This is a genomic window from Pandoraea fibrosis (assembly GCF_000807775.2).
In the GTDB taxonomy this organism is placed as follows: domain Bacteria; phylum Pseudomonadota; class Gammaproteobacteria; order Burkholderiales; family Burkholderiaceae; genus Pandoraea; species Pandoraea fibrosis.
In genome coordinates, this window is sequence record NZ_CP047385.1 from 673,097 (window position 1) to 686,685 (window position 13,589).

A 13,589-nucleotide genomic window follows, 5' to 3' on the forward strand; every position below is an offset into this window, starting at 1 on the left:
TCAGGTTCGGGGGAAGTGCCGAGATTATAAGCAGCTTCCCTCCGATTGTCGCAAAAATGAGTAAAAATCGAGATAAATAAAAATTCTCGAGAAAATGTTGACGAGGACCCGGGCATGGATTTATCGTGTGCTCCATGCGGCTGCCCGTGGTGACACGGGGATGCCGCGCAGCGTGACATGCGTTGGGGCATGACAGCCCCGTCCCGAAGTAACCGACAGAACGAGAGTGAGACATGAAGGATTTCCAGAACTTCATCAACGGTGAGTGGGTGTCCAGCCCCCGCACCTTCGAGAACCGTAACCCGGTCGACAACCGCCTGATCGGTCTGGTGCACGAAGCCGGGCGTGCCGAGGTGGATGCCGCTGTGCGTGCCGCGCGCGCCGCGCTGCAAGGCCCGTGGGGCAAGATGACGGTCGCGCAGCGCGTGGAATTGCTGCATGCGGTGGCCGATGGCATCAATCGCCGCTTCGACGACTTCCTTGCCGCCGAGATCGCAGACACGGGCAAGCCGCACGGTCTGGCGAGTCATCTGGATATTCCGCGCGGCGCCGCGAACTTCAAGGTGTTCGCGGACATGATCAAGAACGTGCCGACCGAGTCGTTCGCGATGACGACGCCCGACGGCGGCAACGCGCTGAACTATGGCGTGCGCACGCCGCGTGGCGTGATCGCCGTGGTGTGTCCGTGGAACCTGCCGCTGCTGTTGATGACGTGGAAGGTCGGTCCGGCGCTGGCGTTCGGCAATACGGTGGTGGTGAAGCCGTCGGAGGAGACGCCTGCCACGGCCACGCTGCTGGGCGAGGTGATGAACGAAGTCGGTGTGCCGCCGGGCGTCTACAACGTCGTCCACGGCTTCGGTCCCGAATCGGCAGGTGCGTTCCTGACCGAGCATCCGGGCGTGAACGGCATCACGTTCACGGGCGAGACGCGCACGGGCGAAGCGATCATGAAGGCGGCGGCGAATGGTGTGCGTCCGGTGTCGTTCGAGCTGGGCGGCAAGAACCCCGGCATCGTGTTTGCCGATGCGGACTTCGACAAGGCGGTCGCGGGCATTACGCGCTCAAGCTTCGATAACAGCGGTCAGGTGTGTCTCGGAACGGAGCGCGTGTACGTGCAACGTCCGATCTTCGAGCGCTTCGTGGCCGCGCTCAAGGAACGCGCCGAGTCGCTGAAGCTGGGCGATCCGTATGCCGAGGGGACGAACTTCGGGCCGCTCGTCTCGCAGGTGCATCGCGAGAAGGTGCTGTCGTACTACGCCAAGGCGCGTGAGGAAGGCGCAACGATCGTCACCGGCGGTGGCGTGCCCGATATGCCGCCGTCGATGAAAGACGGCGCGTGGGTGCAACCGACCATCTGGACCGGCTTGCCGGAGACGGCGTCGGTGATCCGCGAAGAGATCTTCGGGCCGTGCTGCCACATCGCGCCGTTCGACACGGAAGAGGAAGTCATCGCCATGGCCAACGCCACCCCTTACGGTCTCGCTGCGACTGTCTGGACGTCGGATGTCAGTCGCGCGCATCGTATGGGCGCGGCACTTGAGGTCGGTGTCTGCTGGATCAACGCGTGGTTCCTGCGCGATCTGCGCACGGCGTTCGGCGGTGCGAAGCAATCCGGTATTGGTCGCGAAGGTGGCGTTCATTCACTCGAGTTCTATACCGAGCTGCGCAACGTCTGCGTGAAGCTCTGAGCGAAAACGCCGAAGGCCTCGCTGATCCTCCCGTTGCAGGCGGCCAGCGAGGCCTTCGTTGTAGCATTGGCGGCGCGTGCGGCGCCTTACTTAGCCGGCTGGCCGGTCGCGCGCATCGCGCACGCCAGTCGTGCCACCCCCTCTTCAATCACCGTGACTGCCGGTGCGGCGAACGAGAGCCGCAGCGATGCTTCGTCGGCATGTTCGGCGAAGAACGCCGTACCCGGCACGAACAACACCTTCTCGGCGATCGCGTGGGGCAGCAATTCGCTCGTCTTCACGGCGGCGAGACGCGCCCACACGAACATGCCGCCCTGCGGCGCGTGGAACTGGATGGCATCGCCCAGCTTGTCGCGCAGCGCAGCGCACATGGCGTCGCACTTGAGTCGATACGCGTCGGTGATCTTCGGCAGATGCCGTGTCAACGCGCCATCCGCAAGATATTCGGCCGCGACGGCTTGCGTCCACGGCACACTGCATAGATCGACGGTCTGTTTGGCGACCACGCAGCGGCGCGTAATCTCCGGCGGCGCGACCGTCCAGCCCACACGCAATCCCGGTGCAACGATCTTCGACAGACTTGAGAAGTGCACCATCCAGTCGCGCGAACCCGGCACTTCTGCCGTGAGACCCAGCAGCGTTGGCACGGCGTCGCCCGCGAAACGCAAGTCGCCATAAGGATCGTCTTCCACGACCACGAACCGGTACTCCACGGCCAGCTTCAACAGCGCAATGCGGCGCTCGCGCGAGAGCGTGGCGCCCGTCGGATTGGCAAACGTCGGCACGGTGTACAGAAGCTTCGGCACGGCGATCTTGCCCTCGCGCAGCAGGGCGCTCAAATGATCGACGTTCAGCCCCTCGGCGTCGACAGGCACCGTCACGATCTTCGCCTGTTGCAGTCGCAATGCCTGCAACGTTGCCGGATAGGCAGGCTGCTCGGTCACGACGACATCGCCCGGCGCGACCATCACGCGCAACAGCAGGTCGAGTCCTTGTTGCGATCCGGTCGTCACCAGCATTTCTTCGGCGGCGCACGGAGCGCCGCGCGACGCCATCAGCGAGATGAGTTGGGCCTTGAGTTCGGCGAGCCCGTCGGTCGGGCCGTATTGCAGGCAGCGCGTCGGTTGCGAGAAGGCGCGGGCCTGCGCCGCGGCGAGCCCGTCGACGTCGAACAGATCGCTCGCCGGATACCCGCCGGCGAACGAGATCATGCCCGGCTCGGACAGGTATTTGAACAGTTCGCGAATCGGCGAGCCTGCCGGATTGGCGAACGGAGAAGTGAATGCGTACATGCGGGCCTCGCTACGGAAAGCGTGACGGAATTCGGCGACTTGGGGGAGGCGGCGCCGAACGCCTCGGCCGTGTTGGCATGAGGCGTCCGGTGCTGACAGACGTTGCGGCCGACCCAGCGGCGTAGCGCATCGAAATGGGCGACGCCAGGGCCGGCTAGCGCGACTTCACTCGATCGAGAAGTCGATGCCTTGCGCGAGCGGCAGGGCGGAGGAGTAGTTCACGGTGTTGGTGGCACGGCGCATGTAGCCCTTCCACGCGTCGGAACCCGACTCGCGGCCACCGCCGGTTTCCTTTTCGCCACCGAACGCGCCGCCGATTTCGGCACCGCTCGGGCCGATGTTGACGTTGGCGATACCGCAGTCGCTACCGGCAGACGACGTGAAACGCTCGGCTTCGCGCAGGTCTGTCGTGAACACGCACGACGACAGGCCGTGCGAGGCGGCATTGTTACCGTCGATGGCTTCCGAGAAGTCGCTGTACTTGAGCACGTACAGAATCGGCGCAAACGTTTCGGTCAGCACGACTTCCGTCTGCGACGGCATTTCGACGATGGCCGGCTTCACATAGAAACCGTTCTCTGCACCGGCGACGATGTGGCGCTCGCCACCCGTGACCTTGCCGCCCTGTGCGCGCGCCTGATCGAGGGCGTCCTGCATGCGCTTGAACGCGCCTTCGTCGATCAGCGGGCCCATCAGCGTGCCGCGCTCGAGCGGGTTGCCGATGGAAACCTTGCCGTACAGCGTCTTCAGACGGTCGACGGTCTTGTCGTAGATGCTTTCGTGCACGAACAGACGGCGCAGCGTGGTGCAGCGCTGGCCTGCGGTGCCCACGGCCGAGAACAGAATGCCGCGCGGGGCCAGTTCCATGTCGGCGCTGGCCGTCACGATGCCGGCGTTGTTGCCGCCGAGTTCGAGGATCGAACGGCCGAAGCGGCGTGCGACTTCCACGCCCACCTTGCGGCCCATTTCCGTGCTGCCCGTGGCGCTCACGATGGCCGAACGCGGATCGGCAACCAGCGCTTCGCCAACGTCGCGGCCGCCGATGATGAGCGAGGTCAGGCCCGCCGGGGCATCACCGAACTCGGCGATGACTTCTTCCATCAGCTTGTTGACGGCCAGTGCGGTCAACGGCGTCTTCTCCGACGGCTTCCACACGACGGCGTTACCGCACACGAGCGCGAGCGCGGCATTCCACGACCACACGGCGACCGGGAAGTTGAATGCGGAGATGACGGTGCACACGCCCAGCGGGTGCCACGTTTCGGCCATGCGGTGGCCCGGGCGCTCCGACGCGATCGTCAGGCCGTACAACTGGCGCGACAGGCCGACGGCGAAGTCGCAAATGTCGATCATTTCCTGCACTTCGCCCAGACCTTCCTGCAGGATCTTCCCGGCTTCGAGCGTGACGAGCGCGCCCAATGCCTGTTTGCGCTCGCGCAGCTTTTCGCCCAGCAGGCGAACGAGTTCGCCGCGACGCGGCGCCGGCACGTTGCGCCAGGCGGTGAATGCCGTGTGGGCTCGGGCGAGCGCCGCTTGCGCGTCGGCGACCGAAGCGCTGGCCACGCGGCCGATCAATGCGCCGTCGATCGGCGAATGCACGGCGATGTCGCCGGCTTCGGCCAGTTTGGCAATGCCCAGTTCGTTGAGGATGGAAGTCGCGTTCACGTTGATACCCCTATGGAATTCAGTGTTGCCGCCGGTGCCGTTCACCGGGTCGGCGGGTCGACGAGTGAGAAGGCGGCGCTGGCGCACAAGACGTATTGTGCCCCGATGGCTGCCTGCACTCGCGTCGTTCAGTTACTTGGCGTTGGCCGTCATCTTGAAAATACCTTGCGCGTTGCCGGCATCGAACCGCAGATCGATCTTCCAGCAGCGTTTGGCGGTGTCGTATTCACGATGGCGCGTGATGAACTCGTAGAACGAGCCCGGCACGTCGCGCGTGACGATCTCTCCGTCCTTGCCACGGAACTCGCGACGCACGGTGTCGGCGCGGTAGGCCGTCTGGAACACGCGGCCGGAGCGCGAACGCTCGACTTCAGGCTTCATCGGGCGGCTCTTGGCCTTCTCGGCGTCGGACAGGGCGAACACGTCTTCGACGCGGTCGGTCGCGTGGTTGAATGCATTGCCCTCGGTCGCAATCCATGCCATTTCGGCGGATTCGGCCAGCAGCAGTTCGTAGTCGGCTTCGCTCGGCACGTCGTGTTGACGGGCGAACGCGCCGACGATCACCGGCAGCAGCGCCTGCGCGCTGTCGAGCGGCAACGTGCCATCGCGCTCCAGTTCCCACAGTTGGCCGACGGCTGCCGGCGTGAGCGGGTCTTTCGATGTACCGACAACGCGCGATACGGCTTGCTGGAACGTCTCGGAGAAGCGCTCCGGATGCAACTCGCTCACGAAGAACTGCGAGATTTCTTCGGGCGCATCTTCATGCGCGTAGGCGCGGCCGGTCATGCCGAGACGGTCGAGCGGATAGCGGCCGTTCAGACGGAAGCCCAGCGGACGCAGAATGCGCGTAAAGGCCGCTTCGCCCGGCGGCAGCGCACCGTTCTGGTCCCAGCGTACCGTGCGCAGTGCGCCGTGATCGAAGTAGACACTGCCGCCAGCGGCAATGGTTTCTTCGGTATAGGTGCGGCCGTTCGGCGAGCGCGCCAGCAGTCCCTCGAACAGGGCCATGTTCATGGCCTGCGCCAGTTCGGCACGCGTCACGCGGCCCGGCTCGCAATCCGCCAGAAACGACGGCGAATTGAGCGTGGCGAAGAGGGCGTCGGTTCGTGCTTCCCCTAGCAGGGAAACCAGCAAGGACTGCACATTGGCGTTGCGCATCGGATTGTCTCGCAGGGTGGGCGCCGTCTCGGGGCGGTGCCGCAGGGTGTCAGGGCTTGGCTTGGGATGGGTTACCCGAAGCCTTCTTGCAGTGACAGCATTATTGGAACGGATGCCACGCTCGTAAAGCGAGATAAAATTGCCACTTGATGCGTTTTAGGAATCAACATGCGCAAATTCAAGACCCCCGGCACAGCAGCGCTGCTGGCTTTCGAGGCGGCTGCCCGGCATGAGAGCTTTACCCATGCGGCGCGCGAGCTGTTTTTGACGGAAAGCGCCGTGTCGCGCCAGATCGCCACGCTGGAGACACAGCTCGGCGTGCGGCTGTTCGTTCGCGCGAAGCAGAGAGTGGTGCTGACCCGCGCCGGGCGTCTGTACGGCACGCAGGTGCGTCGCACGCTGGAGCAACTGGATCGGGACACGCTGGCGATCATGGCCCACGGCAGTGGTGGCGGCTATCTCGAACTGGCGGTGCTGCCGACGTTTGCGTCCGAGTGGTTGATTCCGAGAATGAAAGACTTCGACGACCGGCACCCCGACGTTCGCGTGAACATGGGCGTGCACACCGACCTCTTTACGTTCGACGAAACCCACTTCGAAGCGGCCATTCACTTCGGGCAGCCGACGTGGCCCGGCACATCGTCGGATTACCTCTTCGGCGAGGAGGTGGTGCCGGTGTGCCGCGCGTCGCTACTGAAGGGGCCGGTGCACGGTGCGGCCGATTTGCTCGCGTACCCGTTGTTGCACTCGACCACCCGTCCCAGTGCATGGACGCAATGGTTCGCCGAGCAGCGCATCGAGGACCACCGGGCGTTGCAAGGCGTGCGGTATGAACTCCACACGATGTTGATTGCGGGGGCGGCAGCGGGGCTGGGCATCGCGCTGGTGCCGAAGTTCTTCGTCGAAGGGCAGTTGGCGAGTCTCGGCCTGACGATTCCGTTCGATGTGAAGAGCGTGGCCGGGTCGGCCTACTACCTCGTCTATCCGACGGAGCTGACGCACGGGCAGCCACTCAGCGTATTCCGCGAGTGGCTGCTGAAGCAGGCAAGTGCTTACCGGCCTGATGCACGATAAAGCACGATAACGTCAGAAGGGCCGACGCTTAACGCCCGGTGTAGCGCCCCGGCCGGTGCCATGCCACGACCATCGCGCTCATGGCGACGGCAGACAGCGCGGACCAGGCGACGCGACCTGCGGGGATCGAAGTGAGCGAGACGAGCAGAATCGTCGCGTCGATACAGACCTGGGAGATCCCGGCGTTGATGCCGCGCTCGCGTTGCAGCCACAGCGTGACGATCCCGGTGCCGCCCACGCCGGCACCGTGACGGGCGAGCGCGAGAATGCCCATGCCGCACAGCGTGCCGCCCACGAACGCGGCGAACAGCGGATTGACGAAGGCGACATTGAACGTCTGCGGCATGGCCGCGAGGGCGAATGTGATGCCGAAGCTCGCGACGGTGGACTTGAGCGCGAAGCGCGGGCCCATCGTGAAATACGCGAACAGGAAGAACGGAATGTTCACCAACGTGAAGATGGTGCCCACCGGTAGGGGGAAGACGTAGGAGGCGAGCAGCGCGATACCGGCCACGCCGCCGGTGACCAACCCGGCAGCCTTGAGCAGCACCAGACCGACCACCACAAATGCCATGCCGATGACCATCGCATAGATGTCTTCGAGCACGGAGTGCGGAACGCCGATTGTGTCGGTTGCCGCAATGGCGCCGGATACAGCGCCCGTATCGTGTTTCATGATCTGTAAGTCAAGAACAGCAAGACGGCGGGCACGACTCTCCTGATGTCGTGACGCGCCGCCAATGATTTCCCGCGTCGCTGTCTCGGGCGACGCGCAGCTTCACAGCTTGTTATGTCGTGGTACGCAAGGGCTTACGGCGTGGGTGAGCACGCGATTACGCGACGTGGTGCACCCAGCCGAACGGGTCGGCGACTTTGCCGCGCTGGATGCCCGTGAGCTGATCGCGAATGCGCTTCGTGATCGGGCCCTCGCCGCCGTCGGCAATGTTGAACTCGCCCTTGGCATGACGCACCTGTCCGATGGCCGTCACGACCGCAGCGGTGCCGCATGCGAACGTTTCTTTCACACGGCCGCTGGCGGCATCGGCTTGCCACTGGGCAAACTCGTAAGGCGTTTCGTTGACCGTCAGTCCTTCGCGCCGGGCCAGTTCGATAATGGAGGCACGCGTGATACCCGGCAGGATCGTGCCCGAGAGCGGCGGCGTCTGGAGCGAGCCGTCGTCCATCACGAAGAAGACGTTCATGCCACCGAGTTCTTCGATCCAGCGGTGTTGTGCGGCATCGAGGAACACGACCTGATCGCATCCCTTCGAACTGGCTTCGGTTTGCGCGATGAGGCTGGCAGCGTAGTTGCCGCCGCACTTGGCGGCGCCTGTGCCACCCGGCGCAGCACGCGTGTACTGGTCGGAGACCCACACGGTCACGGCCGACTTGCCCGGCTTGAAATACGGGCCAACCGGGCAGGCGATCACACAGAAGATGTACTCGTGTGCCGCGCGCACGCCCAGGAAGCTCTCCGAGGCGAACATGAACGGACGGATGTAGAGGCTGCTGCCTTCCGTGCCCGGAATCCATGCGCGGTCGATGTCGACCAGCTTTTCCACGGCTTCGAGGAACACGGCTTCCGGCAGTTCGGCCATCGACATGCGCTGGGCGGATTCGCGGAAACGCTTGGCGTTGGCCTGGGGACGGAACAACGAAATCTTGCCGTCTTCGCCACGGTAGGCCTTCATGCCTTCGAAGATTTCCTGCGCGTAGTGCAGCACGGCGCACGCCGGATCGATTTCGAACGGACGGCGGGCCTCTACCTTCGCGTCATGCCAGCCCGTGCCCTCGGTCCAGCGGATCGTGACCATGTGGTCCGTGAATACACGGCCGAACACCGGGTTCGCCAGCTTGGCGGCGATCTGGTCGGCAGGAGTGGGGTTGGCGTGCGGCTCCACGACAAAACGCAATTGATTATCGGCGCTCATGTTTCTTCAATGTCTCGGCAGAGGTGGCTTCAGTCGTCAGTGCCGTTAACGTAAACGGCAAGGTGGCGATATTTTCCTCCTTTCGCCCCCTGCCTGTCGACTGAATTCACCGTTCAAGCCGTCGCACCGGGGTTTTCGCGGAAATGACGCCGAAAAACCTCGGAATTTGGTCCGTTTTTGGAATAAAAATGCGGAATTTCGCGAAGTCGGGCTGCGGCGTTGCCTGCCATAACTTCATCGTACACAGCAGTAACCGTGTGTAAAAAAGCGTTTCCGATCCCATTGCCGAAGGTGCTCGACATTTAACATCAGAAGCGGATGATGTCGGGATCGCCCCGGTTTCGCCGACGGCTCGCCGCCGGTGGCCATCGCAGACCAGGACGTTCCCGCGCAATGAGAGCAAAGGGAGAGGAGACAGATGAAATCGTCAACGATTCGGATGTTGCGCGCGTATCTGCTTGTGGCCTCGCTGGGGGCTGCCTGCATCGACGCCTGTGTCGTGATCGCCATGCTGGTGTTCGACGTGCCTGAGCGAATCTTCACTTCGACCGATTTCCGCATCGCGATGGCGGCATCGCTGCTGCTGCTCATCCTCGCGGCGCGCTCACTTGCGGCATCGGCGTATCAGGCGGCAATCGCCTCGCACCACGCCACGGTGTCGGGTGCACGCGGCCGGGCCAGCGTCGCATTGCGCGAGGACTGCCCCAACCGTTTGCTGGTCTTGCTTCACATCCGCATTCACCGCCAACGTCTGGCGATGGTCGCGGCCTGACAGACCCTTACCGCCGCCTACCATCGCTCAGGCAGCTAGGCAGCTAGGCAGCTTTGCCGTCCACAAGATCGCCCGGACGAGACGGGCGGGTCATGGCAATCCACTCCTGCACCGCCGGTCGCGTGAATTGACGACGGGCGTATTCGACCAGCGCGGGCGGCACCACGTCGTCGTTGTACACGAGACGGTTGAGCATCAGCGCGAGATCGACGTCTGCGATACACCACTGGTCAAATAGCGACGTGCGGCCCTCGGGCAGCAGGCTCTGGGCAATGGCGATCAGTTTGCTGGCGGCGGCGTAGCCCGCATCGGAGAGCGGCTTGTCCGTCGGACCGTAGAAGATGACTTCCGTCGAACGATCCTCACGCAAGGCCCCCAGATCGCTGCGCAACCAGGCCTGCACCTGACGCGCGCGTGCGCGCTCGCGCACATCGACCGGATACACCGGGACGGCGGGCGAAATCGTTTCGAGATACTCGGTGATGGCCGACGATTCCGACAGCGTGAAGTCACCGTGCACGAGCGTGGGCACGCGACGTGTGAGCGACAAATCTGCATAGCCGGTTTCGTGATGTGCACCCTGCCAGAGATCGACGGTGCGCAGATCGAACGGCAGACCTTTCTCACGCAGCGTGACGAAGACCGACAATGCGTAGGGGCTCGTGAACTGAGCGTCTACATAGAGCGTGAACGAGGCGGGGGCAGCGGCTGACACGATGAACTCCTGTGAGAGGAAACGCGGGTGGTGGCGACGCGCGCCGAAGTGGCGTGCGATGTTGGCGCAACCCGCCGCAAGCCTCCATCTTGCCGCACCCGCACGGTGATAAGCTACTGCACAAATCGCCAATAAGCTGTGATCTGGATTCACACCTTTCGGCGTCTCTCCGTGCATACTCCGTCGCCCCTCATCTCATGAACCCTTCGCATCGCGCCCGCCCGCCGCTCGCCAATCTGGAGACCGTCTGTCTCGTCGCCCGCAGCGGTTCGTTCACGGCGGCGGCCGAGGCGAGTGGTCTCACGCATGGCGCGATCAGCCGCCGGGTCGGGGCGGTCGAAAACTGGCTCGGTTGCGCGCTGTTCGATCGGCACGCCCGGGGTGTCAGCCTGACCTGCGACGGCCAACGATTTCTGGGACGTATCGAGCATGCGTTCGACGTGATCGACGCCGCTGCCGATCAATGGCACCAGTCGCGCAAAGCGCCCGCCGTGCGGTTGAGCGTGGTGCCGTCTTTTGCCAAGCTCTGGCTGCTGGAACGCTTGCGTTCGCTCGAAGCGGGCGAGCCATTCATCGACATTCAGGTCACGACCGAACATCGCAACGCCGATGTGAGCGCGGGGGAAGTCGACATCGCGCTGCGTTACGGCCGGGGCGGCTGGGCCAGTGTCGATGCCGAGCCATTGATGAGCGAGAGGTTGTACCCGATCGCCTCGCCGGACATTGCGCAGCGCCTGGAAGGCGCGAGTGCGGCCGACATGCTCGCGATGCCGCTGTTGCACGACTCCGATCTGACGGGCTGGCGTGCGTGGTGCAATGCGCAGGGCGTGTCGTTGCGTCCGCGCGCGCGCGACCGGCGCTTCGAGGATTACACCGTCGTGCTGGCCGCCGCCGACGCGGGGCTGGGCATCGCCCTGGCGCGTGCGCCGCTGGCCGACGACTGGATCGCTCGCAGCCGTCTCAAGCGGTTGTCGAACATCGAAGTCGAGTGCCCGTTGAAGTACCACGTCGTGACCGCCAAGCGCGAGAAGCGTCCCGAGGTGCTGGAAGTCATTGCGCGTCTGCATGAAGCGGCGCGTGCCGGCGCGCGCACGTAAGTACCACGAACGGACTGGCCCGCATGGGCGGGGTTTCCCGCACTGCGCACGGTGCCGGACATTGCCTAAAATGCGGGACCCGATCGCCTTGGGTGACTCGACCCCGAGGCCCGTAACGCTTCTTGCAGGACTGCACGGCTGGGCATGAACTTACGCTCGCTCGATCTGAATCTGCTGCTCGTGTTCGAATCGTTGCTGCGCACGCGCAGCACGACCGTCACCGCAGAGGAACTCAACCTCACGCAATCGGCCGTGAGCAACGCGCTCAAACGTCTGCGTCTCGCGTTCGGCGATCCGCTGTTCGTCAAGACGCCGCAAGGCATGTGGCCGACCGATCTCGCGCTCACGCTCGCACCGCCCGTCACGCAGGGGCTCGGTCTGATTCGCGGAGCGGTGGAAGCGCCGCAGGACTTCGAGCCTGCGAACGCGCAACGCACGTTCCGCCTGTACCTGAGCGATATCGGCCAATTGATCTTCATGCCGAAGCTGATGGCCGCGCTTGCGGCAGAAGCGCCGGGCGTGCGCATCGTCACGGTCGACACCACCCCGCGCGAAGCCCAGAACGCCATGGCGATGGGCGACATTGACCTCACGCTTGGCCTGTTCACCCGCTTCTCGTCGGGCTTTCACCAGCAGCGTCTGTTTCGCGAGCATTACGTCGCCCTTGTGCGCGACGGACATCCGGTGATTCGCGACGAACTGACCAGCGAAGCGTTCCTCAACGCCGCACATGCGGTGTATCGCCCGACGGCGGGGCATCACGACGTCTTCGAAACCGCCGTCGAGCATTGGTTTGCACAAGCGGGACGTCAGCGCCACGTTGCACTGCGCATGGCGCATTCGATGGGACTCTCCGCGCTGATCGCGGCGAGCGACCTCGTGGTCTGCGTGCCCACGCGGCTCGGCCGCGCGCTCAAGGGAGCCGCCGATCTGCGCACTTACGCGCTGCCCTTTGACGGGCCCGAGTTCGACATCTCGCAACTCTGGCACGAACGCTTTCACACCGACGCCGGTCATCGCTGGCTGCGCAGCACCATCTTCCGCCTGTTCCACGGCGAAGACTGACGACGGATCTGTCTGCCTTCCTCACTCGTATGACACGCTGCCGCGCAAGGCGGCGGTGCATTGGCTCGCGCATGCTGCACTCCCAATTCACAACGTAAATACCGCGCATTTACGCAATTTGTTGGCGTCATGCGACGCGGATCCTTATCGTATCCCTCACGACATTGGCGTCACCGGGCGACCGTCCGGGACACACACAATATCCGCAGGAGACAAGCGGTGATCAATCTGCACGACATCCGTTACGTGCGGCTGGGCACACGCGACCTCGAAGGGGCGACGCGCTATGCGCGCACCATTCTCGGGTTGCAGGAAGTGCGCCGGGAGGCCGGTTACGTATTCCTTCGCAGCGACAGCCGCGACCATTCGGTGTGCTACTTCGAAGGCGATCCCGCCGACCACACGGTCGCGTTCGACATCGCGAGCGATGCGCACTTCGACGCTGCCGCCGCGCAACTGGAAGCCATGCACATCGAGTTTCGGCGCGGCACGCGAGACGAAGCCGACATGCGCCGCGTGGCCGATTTTCTGACGTTCCGTGACCCGACCGGCAATCGGATCGAACTGGTGTTGCGCGCCTCGCAGACCGGCCGCCGGTATCACGGCGAACGCGATGCGGGCATCGATTCGTTCAGTCACGTGGGGCTGTGCACGACCGATGCGCGGCGTGACGAAGCCTTCTGGACCAGCGTTTGCAACGCGCGTGTGTCGGATCGCATTGGCGACGCCCCGCTGCTGCGCATCGACGACGTGCATCACAAGATCGCGCTGTTCCCGGCCAAGCGCGCGGGTATTCAGCACGTGAATTTTCAGGTGAATGGCATCGACGACCTCATGCGCTCGTGGTACTTCCTGCGCGAGCAGGGCGTGCCGATTCGCTTCGGTCCGGGGCGTCATCCGACGTCTCACGCGATGTTTCTGTACTTCGCCGGGCCGGACGGCATGGTCTACGAGTACTCCACTGGCGTGCGCAAGATCGCGCCGGAGGATGAGGCGACTTACGTGCCGCGTCAGTTCCCCTTCGATCCGACGGGGTTCTGCATGTGGGGCGCGAAGCCCGAGATCCCGGAGTTTTCCGCATGACGCTGCCGATCGCCCGATAACACCGAATAACACCGAATAACGTCCGACT

12 protein-coding genes are annotated in these 13,589 nt (G+C 64.1%); 6 read left to right on the forward strand and 6 right to left on the reverse strand.

Features of this window, described 5'->3' with window-relative positions:
- Positions 1 to 233: 233 nt before the first annotated feature.
- Positions 234 to 1,688: a 2-hydroxymuconic semialdehyde dehydrogenase gene (locus PI93_RS02965; RefSeq protein ID WP_039373809.1), complete on the forward strand. Its 1,455-nt coding sequence runs from the start codon at positions 234 to 236 to the stop codon at positions 1,686 to 1,688.
- A gap of 86 nt (positions 1,689 to 1,774) precedes the next feature.
- Here PI93_RS02965 and PI93_RS02970 read toward each other — a convergent pair whose 3' ends face one another.
- From PI93_RS02970 to PI93_RS02980, 3 genes are all read right to left on the reverse strand, one after another.
- Positions 1,775 to 2,980 (reverse strand): aminotransferase-like domain-containing protein, encoded by a 1,206-nt coding sequence (locus tag PI93_RS02970; protein WP_039373810.1) that lies wholly within the window; start codon positions 2,978 to 2,980, stop codon positions 1,775 to 1,777.
- Between the two features lie 165 nt (positions 2,981 to 3,145).
- Complete coding sequence (gene amaB, locus PI93_RS02975) at positions 3,146 to 4,645, reverse strand: L-piperidine-6-carboxylate dehydrogenase (protein ID WP_039373854.1); 1,500 nt, start codon at positions 4,643 to 4,645, stop codon at positions 3,146 to 3,148.
- A 132-nt stretch (positions 4,646 to 4,777) separates the two neighbouring features.
- Positions 4,778 to 5,803 (reverse strand): DUF1338 domain-containing protein, encoded by a 1,026-nt coding sequence (locus tag PI93_RS02980; RefSeq protein ID WP_039373811.1) that lies wholly within the window; start codon positions 5,801 to 5,803, stop codon positions 4,778 to 4,780.
- 168 nt (positions 5,804 to 5,971) lie between these two features.
- Between PI93_RS02980 and PI93_RS02985 the strand changes: the two genes are divergently transcribed.
- Complete coding sequence (locus PI93_RS02985) at positions 5,972 to 6,877, forward strand: LysR family transcriptional regulator (RefSeq protein WP_039373813.1); 906 nt, start codon at positions 5,972 to 5,974, stop codon at positions 6,875 to 6,877.
- A gap of 28 nt (positions 6,878 to 6,905) precedes the next feature.
- Here the strand turns inward: PI93_RS02985 and PI93_RS02990 are convergent, their stop codons facing one another.
- Together PI93_RS02990 and PI93_RS02995 are read right to left on the reverse strand one after the other, a co-directional pair.
- Positions 6,906 to 7,553, reverse strand: a complete 648-nt coding sequence (locus PI93_RS02990; protein WP_052240930.1) for a YitT family protein — start codon at positions 7,551 to 7,553, stop codon at positions 6,906 to 6,908.
- Positions 7,554 to 7,710: 157 nt separating this feature from the next.
- Positions 7,711 to 8,808 carry a branched-chain amino acid aminotransferase gene (locus PI93_RS02995; protein ID WP_039373816.1) on the reverse strand — a complete coding sequence of 366 codons (1,098 nt, stop codon included), beginning with the start codon at positions 8,806 to 8,808 and terminating at the stop codon, positions 7,711 to 7,713.
- A 418-nt stretch (positions 8,809 to 9,226) separates the two neighbouring features.
- On the opposite strand from PI93_RS02995, the gene PI93_RS03000 reads away from it, so the two are divergent.
- Positions 9,227 to 9,580 carry a hypothetical protein gene (locus tag PI93_RS03000; RefSeq protein WP_039373818.1) on the forward strand — a complete coding sequence of 118 codons (354 nt, stop codon included), beginning with the start codon at positions 9,227 to 9,229 and terminating at the stop codon, positions 9,578 to 9,580.
- Positions 9,581 to 9,623: 43 nt separating this feature from the next.
- On the opposite strand, the gene yfcF is transcribed toward PI93_RS03000, so the two are convergent.
- Positions 9,624 to 10,295, reverse strand: coding sequence for a glutathione transferase (gene yfcF / locus PI93_RS03005; RefSeq protein WP_039373819.1), 672 nt, complete (start codon positions 10,293 to 10,295; stop codon positions 9,624 to 9,626).
- Positions 10,296 to 10,492: 197 nt separating this feature from the next.
- On the opposite strand from yfcF, the gene PI93_RS03010 reads away from it, so the two are divergent.
- The 3 genes from PI93_RS03010 to PI93_RS03020 all read left to right on the forward strand — a co-directional run bounded on the left by PI93_RS03010 (position 10,493) and on the right by PI93_RS03020 (position 13,540).
- Positions 10,493 to 11,392 carry a LysR substrate-binding domain-containing protein gene (locus PI93_RS03010; protein WP_039373821.1) on the forward strand — a complete coding sequence of 300 codons (900 nt, stop codon included), beginning with the start codon at positions 10,493 to 10,495 and terminating at the stop codon, positions 11,390 to 11,392.
- A 144-nt stretch (positions 11,393 to 11,536) separates the two neighbouring features.
- Positions 11,537 to 12,457 (forward strand): LysR family transcriptional regulator, encoded by a 921-nt coding sequence (locus PI93_RS03015; protein ID WP_039373824.1) that lies wholly within the window; start codon positions 11,537 to 11,539, stop codon positions 12,455 to 12,457.
- Between the two features lie 219 nt (positions 12,458 to 12,676).
- Complete coding sequence (locus PI93_RS03020; protein ID WP_039373826.1) at positions 12,677 to 13,540, forward strand: VOC family protein; 864 nt, start codon at positions 12,677 to 12,679, stop codon at positions 13,538 to 13,540.
- The last annotated feature ends 49 nt before the right edge of the window (positions 13,541 to 13,589 follow it).

What these genes read in the sequence shown, in the direction of transcription:
- PI93_RS02990 (WP_052240930.1), bottom strand. Translation starts at nt 7,553, where the DNA reads ATGAAACACGATACGGGCGCTGTATCCGGCGCCATTGCGGCAACCGAC.
- PI93_RS03000 (WP_039373818.1), top strand. Translation starts at nt 9,227, where the DNA reads ATGAAATCGTCAACGATTCGGATGTTGCGCGCGTATCTGCTTGTGGCC.
- PI93_RS02980 (WP_039373811.1), bottom strand. Translation starts at nt 5,803, where the DNA reads ATGCGCAACGCCAATGTGCAGTCCTTGCTGGTTTCCCTGCTAGGGGAA.
- PI93_RS03010 (WP_039373821.1), top strand. Translation starts at nt 10,493, where the DNA reads ATGAACCCTTCGCATCGCGCCCGCCCGCCGCTCGCCAATCTGGAGACC.
- PI93_RS02965 (WP_039373809.1), top strand. Translation starts at nt 234, where the DNA reads ATGAAGGATTTCCAGAACTTCATCAACGGTGAGTGGGTGTCCAGCCCC.
- PI93_RS02970 (WP_039373810.1), bottom strand. Translation starts at nt 2,980, where the DNA reads ATGTACGCATTCACTTCTCCGTTCGCCAATCCGGCAGGCTCGCCGATT.
- PI93_RS02985 (WP_039373813.1), top strand. Translation starts at nt 5,972, where the DNA reads ATGCGCAAATTCAAGACCCCCGGCACAGCAGCGCTGCTGGCTTTCGAG.
- PI93_RS03015 (WP_039373824.1), top strand. Translation starts at nt 11,537, where the DNA reads ATGAACTTACGCTCGCTCGATCTGAATCTGCTGCTCGTGTTCGAATCG.
- PI93_RS02995 (WP_039373816.1), bottom strand. Translation starts at nt 8,808, where the DNA reads ATGAGCGCCGATAATCAATTGCGTTTTGTCGTGGAGCCGCACGCCAAC.